The organism is Nocardioides sp., assembly GCF_034670285.1.
Taxonomy (GTDB): Bacteria; Actinomycetota; Actinomycetes; order Propionibacteriales; family Nocardioidaceae; genus Nocardioides.
This window is the reverse complement of sequence record NZ_JAXMNS010000263.1, coordinates 1-5,535: the sequence shown is the minus strand read 5'-3', so window position 1 is coordinate 5,535 and position 5,535 is coordinate 1. Positions and strand designations below refer to the sequence as shown.

Here is a 5,535-nt window from a genome sequence, read left to right as displayed (position 1 = left end):
GGCACCCGCGCCGCGCCCACCCGCAGCGATCAGAAGTGGGTCCAGCCGGTCGGGCCGTCGTACGGCGCCCCGTCGACCGTCACCGCACCCGCGTCACCCTCACGCACCTCGCTGACCTCGCCGATGACGTTCCAGCCGTCGGGGAGCGTCGTCCCAGCGGGGAAGGTGGCGAGGAGCGAGTGGTCCTCTCCCCCGCTGAGCACCAGCGAGACGGGGTCGATGTTGAGCGCTGCGCCGACGGCGTGGAGGGGCTCGGGCAGGTCGAAGGCTGAGCGGCGGACGTCGATGAGCACCCCGGAGCCCGCGGCGAGGTGGGCAGCCTCGGCCAGGAGCCCGTCGGAGACGTCGATCATCGAGGTCGCACCGGCGTCTGCGGCGGCCGGACCGGCGTCGTACGGCGGCTCGGGACGCCGGTAGGCCTCCACCAGGGCGCGCGGCGAGCGGAAGCCGCGACCGAGGACGGCGAGTCCGCCTGCAGCCCAGCCCTGCCGTCCGGCCAGGGCGAGGACGTCGCCCGGCCTCGCCCCCGAGCGCAGCACGGGCGATCGGGTGCACGCACCCATGACGGTTACGGCCACGACGATCTCGGAGGCCCCGGTGAGGTCGCCACCCACGACCGAGGCCCCGACCGAGGCGCACTCGGCGGCGAAGCCACGGGCGAAGTCGACGGCCCACTGCGCGGGCAGGTCGGCGGGAGCCGCCAACCCGATCGTGAGCGAGTGGGCGCGTCCGCCCATCGCGTTGATGTCGGAGATGTTCTGGGCCGCCGCGCGGTGCCCCACGTCGACCGCGTCGACCCAGTCGCGCCGAAAGTGCCGGCCCTCGACGAGCAGGTCGGTGGACACGACCACGTGGCCCGTCTTGACCCGCAGTACCGCGGCGTCGTCGCCGGGTCCGAGGAGCACCTGCTCGCCCTGCGCGAACTCCGAGACCAGCCTGCCGATGAGCCCGAACTCGCCCACGTCTCCCAGGGTGGCGCCCGGTGGGAGCTCGGCAGGGAGTGCAGCAGGACCGGAGGGTGCAGAAGACATGCGTCCATCCCACCAGACGTGCCTTCCGGTCCGAGGAGCACCCGCGATAGGTTGACCCGCAACGTCGGGTGCTTCACGTGCGCGCCCGCTCATGACGCCGCACCACCCCCGAAGATCCGCCCGTCGCAAAGGAGCGAACCCATGGTCGTCCAGGCCTACATCCTCATCCAGACCGACGTCGGCAAGGCAGCGGAGGTCGCCAAGTCGATCGCCCTCGTCAAGGGCGTCACGCTCGCCGAGGACGTCACCGGCCCCTACGACGTGATCGTGCGCGCCGAGGCCCGCAACGTCGACGAGCTCGGCAAGCTGGTCGTCTCGAAGGTCCAGAACCTCGACGGCATCACGCGCACGCTGACGTGCCCGGTCGTCCACATCTGAGGCTCGCCGTCGTGATCCCTGCGATCCCCGGGTCCCGGTGACCCGCGTGGTCGCACCCCTGGTCACGGCCGTCCCGCTGGTCCTGCTGCTCGCAGCATGCTCCGGCGGGCCGGTGTCCGTGGCGACCCCGGACCTCGACGGCTCCGACCGCGCCGCGTGCGAGGCGCTCGTCGCCGACCTGCCCGACACCCTCGCCGACGAGTTGCCGCGCGAGATCGAGCCGGTCGATGCCCTCGGCGCTGCCTACGGCGACCCCGCCATCGTGGTGCGCTGCGGGGTCGCGGTGCCGGCCAACTTCAACCAGGCCAGCTCGTCGTGCGAGGTCGCCAACGGCGTCGGCTGGTTCGTCGCGCCCGAGGAGTTCATCGACCAGGACGCCGACGTGACACTGACCGCGGCGGGCTATCGTCCGGTCGTGGAGGTCCGCGTGCCCGGCGGCTACCGCCCCGACGGTCCGGCCGCCGCCATCGCCCAGCTCGCGGCAGCGATCGACGAACACCTGACCCTGGTCGAGAACTGCAACTGACCGCTTGGCTCGGTCAGGGCAGGTCAGGGCAGGTCACGGCAGGTCACGGCAGGTCACGGCAGGTCACGGCAGGGCGTAGACCGTCCACGTGCTGTTGCTCCACACGACCGGCTGCGCGGACAGCGCGGCGTAGTCGACCCCCCAGTAGGGGTCCTCGGCAAAGGACACCAGCACGTAGTCGGCGCCGAAGCGGTCGAGCAACGGGTCGTCGAACCGACCGGCCAGTGCCGCCCTCACCGCCGCCTCGCGCTCGTCGTAGGGCAGGTTGAAGTTGTAGAGCCAGCCGCGGTAGCCCATCACCAGGCTGCGCCCGGCCAGGGTCGCCACCGGCACGTTGGGTCGGTCGGCCGCGGCGAACACCGCGCCGGGTGCCGTGCTGGATCGTGCCCAGTCGGCCAGCTCGATGTCGGCGGGCCCGGCGAAGAGGTAGCGGGTCGTGAGGTCACGGGTGATGGCCAGGGTGCCGGGGACGGCCACGACCGCCGCCACCGGCAGCACGAGCGCCAGGGCGAGCGGGACCCGCCGTACGAGCTCGACGGCGAGGTGGGCGATGAAGAACCCGCCGACGACGTAAACCCAGTAGATGAGCTTGAGGTTGTCGTACTCGAACGGCTGGAAGGCATAGACCTGGGTGATCACCCAGACCCCGAGCATCGGCAGCATCCAGCGCACGCGTGGGTCACGCCGCAGGAGCAGGGGTGCGGCGAGCAGCGCGAGCCCCATGAGGCCGAAGTTGGCCCACCAGTAGGCCGCCAGCGACTCGCCTTCCTGGTGCTGCCAGAAGAGGCGGAAACGTCCACCGGTGCCGTTGCTGTTGGCGGCCTGCTGCCAGATCAGCTGGGGCAGGGCCAGGGCCGCGATCAGGGAGATCGGGGACAGGTGCGCCCACGGGATCGCCCGCGCGCGCCAGGCGGCCTCGGCGACGACGGTCGCGAACAGCGCCACCATCACGACGAACGTGTGCGGGTGAGCCATGGGCAGCAGCCCCACCAGCGCGGCGGCCGGCCAGAGCAGGACGGCGTCGCCGCGTCCCCGGGCGACGATCAGCAGGGTCCACACCACCAGGCCCACTCCCAGACCGAGCAGGATGGAGCGCTGCGGGATGATGGCGTCGACCAGCAAGTTGGTCAAGTGGGCGTTGGACTCGTCGTCCTGGGAGTAGTCGGCGGGAAGGTTGGTGAGGAACTCCCCCAGGCCCAGGCCGCTGGCCCGCCAGTCGCCCCACGCCGCCCCGACGCCGGCGAACGAGCCGCACGTCAGAGCCAGCCAGAGACCGCCGACACCCACCCAGATCTGCTGGAAGAGACGCAGTCCGACCGAGATCAGGAGCTGGCAGATCGCCAGCGCCAGCAGCACCCCGGGCCAGAACAGGCTGCCGTGCAGGCTCATCCCGCCCTGGAGGTAGATGCCGGAGAGCAGGTCGACCAGGAGCGGGTAGGTCAGCTGCTCTCCGCTGGCGATCGGCAGGTCACCGCTGAGCCGCGAGCCGGCAGCGAACTCGGTGACCAGGGTCGAGTGGAGACCGAAGTCGGCCCAGGTGGCGCCGACCGACCAGATGCCGTCGGCCTCCCGCGGCAGGCTGTGGGTCCAGAAGAGTCGCGCCACCAGCGCGCTCGTCAGGGTGGTGGCGACTCCCCACACCACCCACGCCCGACGACCGCCCTCGAGCGGACGCCACCCCGGGCTCGGCCCACGCCACAGCACCACCGTGACGACCAGCGACGCGACGACCACCAGCGGCAGGGCGACGTCGTACGGGAGCACGAGCAGCAGCGCGAACGCGAGCCAGATCCAGCCGAGCAGCCCGACGACGATCGCTGCCGCGACCGCCTCGAACCGGTAGAGCGCGAACGGCACGCGCCGCACGAGGGTGGCGCCGAGCGCCAGCGCCGAGAGGAGGTAGATCAGTGCCATCGAGTGCTACCGCCAGGTGCTGAGCCACATGCGGCTCTCGAGCTCCGCCGGGGTCAGCGGCGTGCCGTAGGTGATCGGGGCGAAGTAGAGGAACGCGAGCGCCGCGACGCCCAGCACCGACCAGAAGCCCACGGCCGAGACCCGGGAGTCGAAGGTGAAGGGACGCGGCCCCTCCTTGATCCAGCCGGTCAGCACGCCCAGTCCGATGACGACGAACGCCAGGCTGAAGAGCAGCGCGAAGAAGTAGTGGTAGAGGAACATCGGTCGCTCGATGAGGGCGAAGGGGAGGTAGTCGGCCACCCAGGCGAAGGCCAGGAAGCCCAGAGACCACCGGTAGGGCCGGAACCGCTCACGTCGCAGCGCCCACCCCACGAGCACCACGGCGCCGCCCAGCAGCGTCCCCCACCACACGACGGGGTTGCCGAGGACGTAGATGTAGTTGGACTTCTCGTTGCCGGCATCGGCGACGTAGAGGAACACCCCGCGCTTGTTGACCGGCCAGCTCGTCCAGGACGACTCGTAGGGGTGCGAGGAGTCGTTGAGCGAGAGCTCGTAGAGGTGGATCGAGCTGTTGAGGTCGGTGAACTTCCCGACGAAGCCCAGGTCGGCGTCCGGCGAGTACGTCGGGCTCCCCTCGAGGGTCGCCTGGAACTCCGCGGACATGAAGGCATCGCCCGGACCGCTCTCGGGCAGGAGGGCGAAGTGGACGGCGAAGCTCGCGGCGTACAGGCCGATCGGCACCAGCAGGAGCATGAGTCCCTGCCCGATCACGGCTCCCACCTGGCGACGCAGGTCACGCCGCTCCGCCCAGACGTCGAGCATCCACAGCACCCCCACGAGACCCAGCGGCGCGAGACCGGTGAGCTTGACCGAGGCCGCCATCGCCCCCAGGACGGCTGCTCCGAGCAGCAGCCACCAATAGGTGCTGGACCGGGCAGCGCGATGGTCGCGGGCGTACAGCGCCAACGTCACGGCGCCGAGGCCGAAGAGCAGGAGCATGCTGTCGAGCGTCGTGACGCGCGACTCCACGAGAATCGCGTTGTCGAGCAGCAGGAGCCCGCCAGCCAGCGTCGCGAGCCTGCGGCTGCCCGAGAGACGGCGTACGAAGAGGTAGAAGACGACGATCAGGGCGGTTCCGGCCATCGCCGGCAGGATCCGCAGGGCGACCGCGGGATCGGTGCCGGCCGCCGCGGCGTCGGTGCCGCTGAGCCACGCCCACGCCCCCAGCAGGAGCTTGCCGAGCGGCGGGTGGAGGTCGAAGTAGTAGGTGCCCTCCTGGTAACGCAGGGCGTACTCGCGGAAGTAGACCTCGTCGAAGACGATCGCGCGGGGCTTGTCGAGAAAGGCGAAGCGCGTCACCGCGGCGATGAGGGTGAGCACGTAGAGCTCGCCGGGCACACGGCCCAGCCAGCCGGTCCGCTGCGAGTCGTGAGGGTCCGGAGCATCCGGGGCGGAGCTCACGGGTGATTCGACAGATGACATGCGTTGCGGACCTCTCCGGGGCGAGTGCCCCACAACTTAGTACGACGTGCGGTGCCGGTTGGGCGAACCGGACGACGTCTCAGCGCAGGCCGGTGTCGCGCGCCAGCGCCAGGCGCAGCAGGCGGTCGACGAGGGTCGGGTAGTCGACCCCCGACTCCGCCCACATCTGCGGGAACATCGAGGTCGGGGTGAAGCCGGGCATCG

6 protein-coding genes are annotated in these 5,535 nt (G+C 71.0%); 2 read left to right on the top strand and 4 right to left on the bottom strand.

Annotation, left to right across the window (positions count from 1 at the left end; genetic code table 11):
• Nucleotides 1-29 precede the first annotated feature (29 nt).
• Complete coding sequence (locus tag VOI19_RS13295) at nucleotides 30-1,031, bottom strand: thiamine-phosphate kinase (protein ID WP_323793443.1); 1,002 nt, start codon at nucleotides 1,029-1,031, stop codon at nucleotides 30-32.
• Between the two features lie 141 nt (nucleotides 1,032-1,172).
• Here VOI19_RS13295 and VOI19_RS13290 point away from each other — a divergent pair, with 141 nt between their 5' ends.
• Both VOI19_RS13290 and VOI19_RS13285 read left to right on the top strand, forming a co-directional pair.
• On the top strand, nucleotides 1,173-1,409 hold the full coding sequence (locus tag VOI19_RS13290) for an Lrp/AsnC ligand binding domain-containing protein (RefSeq protein WP_323793442.1): 237 nt from the start codon (nucleotides 1,173-1,175) through the stop codon (nucleotides 1,407-1,409).
• Between the two features lie 46 nt (nucleotides 1,410-1,455).
• A complete protein-coding gene (locus VOI19_RS13285; protein WP_323793441.1) occupies nucleotides 1,456-1,935 on the top strand; it encodes a DUF3515 domain-containing protein in 480 nt (159 codons plus the stop codon).
• Nucleotides 1,936-1,998: 63 nt separating this feature from the next.
• On the opposite strand, the gene VOI19_RS13280 is transcribed toward VOI19_RS13285, so the two are convergent.
• The 3 genes from VOI19_RS13280 to VOI19_RS13270 form a co-directional block, all read right to left on the bottom strand.
• On the bottom strand, nucleotides 1,999-3,849 hold the full coding sequence (locus tag VOI19_RS13280; protein WP_323793440.1) for a hypothetical protein: 1,851 nt from the start codon (nucleotides 3,847-3,849) through the stop codon (nucleotides 1,999-2,001).
• A 6-nt stretch (nucleotides 3,850-3,855) separates the two neighbouring features.
• Nucleotides 3,856-5,310, bottom strand: a complete 1,455-nt coding sequence (locus tag VOI19_RS13275; RefSeq protein ID WP_323793439.1) for a phospholipid carrier-dependent glycosyltransferase — start codon at nucleotides 5,308-5,310, stop codon at nucleotides 3,856-3,858.
• A 100-nt stretch (nucleotides 5,311-5,410) separates the two neighbouring features.
• Complete coding sequence (locus tag VOI19_RS13270; protein ID WP_416366381.1) at nucleotides 5,411-5,533, bottom strand: hypothetical protein; 123 nt, start codon at nucleotides 5,531-5,533, stop codon at nucleotides 5,411-5,413.
• Nucleotides 5,534-5,535: the final 2 nt, after the last annotated feature.